Source organism: Cryobacterium sp. M96 (assembly GCF_002929845.1).
Classification (GTDB): Bacteria; Actinomycetota; Actinomycetes; order Actinomycetales; family Microbacteriaceae; genus Cryobacterium; species Cryobacterium sandaracinum.
The window spans coordinates 1-2,136 of the sequence record NZ_PJJS01000004.1; the positions used below are offsets into that span (position 1 = coordinate 1).

Below are 2,136 nucleotides of genomic sequence, written 5' to 3' on the forward strand. Positions count from 1 at the left end.
TGTTAACGCCGACTGAAAACAGGGCCACTTCTGCCAACTGAAAACAGGGCCACTCTCGTGTGGTTCTAGTGTGCCGTAGTCACGGCGGGTTGGTGTTGATTGAGCCGGTAGCTGTTGCCTTTGAGGCTGATTACGTCGGCGTGGTGAACGATGCGGTCGATCATCGCGGAGGCGATGGTGAGGTCGCCGAACACGTCGCCCCAGCGGGCGAAGGGCAGGTTGCTCGTCATGATCAGCGAGGCGTGTTCGTAGCGGGATGACACGAGCTGGAAGAACAGGTTCGCGGCGTCCTGGTCGAATGGGATGTAGCCGACCTCATCGACGATCAGCAGGCTGTAGCGGCGCAGCCTGATGAGTTCGGCGGCGAGTTTGCCCCGCGAGTGGGCCTCTTGGAGTCGAGTCACCCAGCCCGTCGCGGTGTCGAAGAGGACCCGGTGGCCGGCCTTGGCGGCCTTGATCCCGATGCCGACGGCGAGGTGTGTTTTCCCGGTTCCGGGTGGCCCGAGGAGGACGACGTTCTTCGCTTCGGTGAGGAACACGCTCGTGCCGAGGTGCGCGATCAGGTTTCGGTTGGCGGAGGGTTGGTGGTCGAAGTTGAAGTCCTCGAGGGTCTTGTGACCGGGAAACCGGGCGGCCTTGATCCGCAGCGCGGCCCCGGAGGCTTCGCGTTCGGAGACCTCTTTGGAGAGCACTGCGGAGAGGTATTCCTCGTGGGACCAGCCCGCGTCGCGGGCCTGATCGCCCAGGCGCCGGAACGCTTCACTGATCCGTGGTGCCCGCAGCGCGCGGGCGTAGTACTCGATCTGCGAGGCCGCTTCTGAGCCGGTCATGACGCGACCGCCAACACGGTCGGTGCGGCGTCGATGTCAACGCTGAAGAGCTCGTCGTAGCGGTCCAGTGAGGCCATTTCGACGACGGCCGTGACCGTGGGCCGGCGGGCGCGTTGGGCTTGGAAATGGGCGCGCAGCTCGGCCGCGCGGAGGACATGTGCCGGGTCGGTGACGGTCAGTTGCCGAGCCCATTTCCGGCGATGCTCGGCGATGAGGACCCCGTCGTGGTGGACGGTCACGCGCTCCAGGCTCGCTGCCACGTCAACGACCCGGCCGATCATGGCTGGGTCGACGGAGTAGTCGTTGCTGAACGCGCGAACGTAGTAATCCCTTGGGAGCCGGACGCTGTTGCGGAACATCACCTCCGGCGCCATCGGCGGCAGGCCGCGCATCGCCGCCCGGTCGAGGCGGACCAGGTCACCGGGTCGCCCTCGTCGCGACCTCGAGAGACGGTTGTTCGCGATGGGCAGCCAGCCAGCCAACTGCTGGTTGAAGTCGTCGGGAGAGATGAAGGCGCGACCCGACATGAATCGGCTGCGGAAGAAGCGATTCATCCGCTCCACCATGCCCTTGGACTCAGGATCGCGGGCCTTGAGCAGCTTGATTTGCGTGCCGAGGGTGCCGGCGAACGCGGCGGCCGGCTCGGTGAGTTTCCCGCGCCCGATGCCGGTCTCGTTGTCCCAGGTCAAACGGGCGGGAACGGCCTCGGCCTCCTGCAGCAACGACCACATCCCACCGAGCAAATCCGGCGTCGTCCTCGAGGGCAACATGCGGGCCTGGATGAATCCGGAGAACGTTGACGTCATCACCAAAACCGGCGGCGCAGCAGCCTGGTCATGGCCCAGCGGCAGGTCTTCGTGCGGGAACCAGAGATCACATTGGACCTGGAACCCGGGCGGGTGCACCAGCCGATCCGCGGGATCCGGCACCGCATACTCCGGCCGCAGCTCGGCGATCTTGGCCCGGAACAGCGACGGAGACCCCGACCAGCCCACCCGCTCAGCAGCGGTCGCGGCCGGCATCGTTGGCGTCGCTGCGAGCAACACCCGCACCTGGCCGGCGAACGCGTCGAAACTCGACCCGGTCGGCTCCCGCTGATACGTCGGCGACCGATCCACGGCCAACGCCCGGTCCACCGTTCCTCGGGACACTCCAACCAGCCGAGCTATCTCCCGCTTCGAATGCTTCCCCGTCGAATGCAGGTGGCGAATCTCTGCCCAATCATCCAATTTGATCACCTTCCATGATGGTTGGTGGCCCTATTTTCAGTTGGCGTTTCTGGCCCTGTTTTCAGTTGGCGTTAACA

General features: G+C 65.3%; 2 protein-coding genes. Both read right to left on the reverse strand.

From position 1 onward, the window contains the following. Positions 1-65 precede the first annotated feature (65 nt). Positions 66-830 (reverse strand): IS21-like element helper ATPase IstB, encoded by a 765-nt coding sequence (gene istB, locus CXY79_RS00020; RefSeq protein ID WP_104099131.1) that lies wholly within the window; start codon positions 828-830, stop codon positions 66-68. Continuing rightward, on the reverse strand, positions 827-2,068 hold the full coding sequence (locus CXY79_RS00025) for a helix-turn-helix domain-containing protein (protein WP_146068053.1): 1,242 nt from the start codon (positions 2,066-2,068) through the stop codon (positions 827-829). The genes istB and CXY79_RS00025 overlap by 4 nt, the downstream gene beginning before the upstream one ends. Positions 2,069-2,136: the final 68 nt, after the last annotated feature.

What these genes read in the sequence shown, in the direction of transcription:
- istB (WP_104099131.1), bottom strand. Translation starts at nt 830, where the DNA reads ATGACCGGCTCAGAAGCGGCCTCGCAGATCGAGTACTACGCCCGCGCG.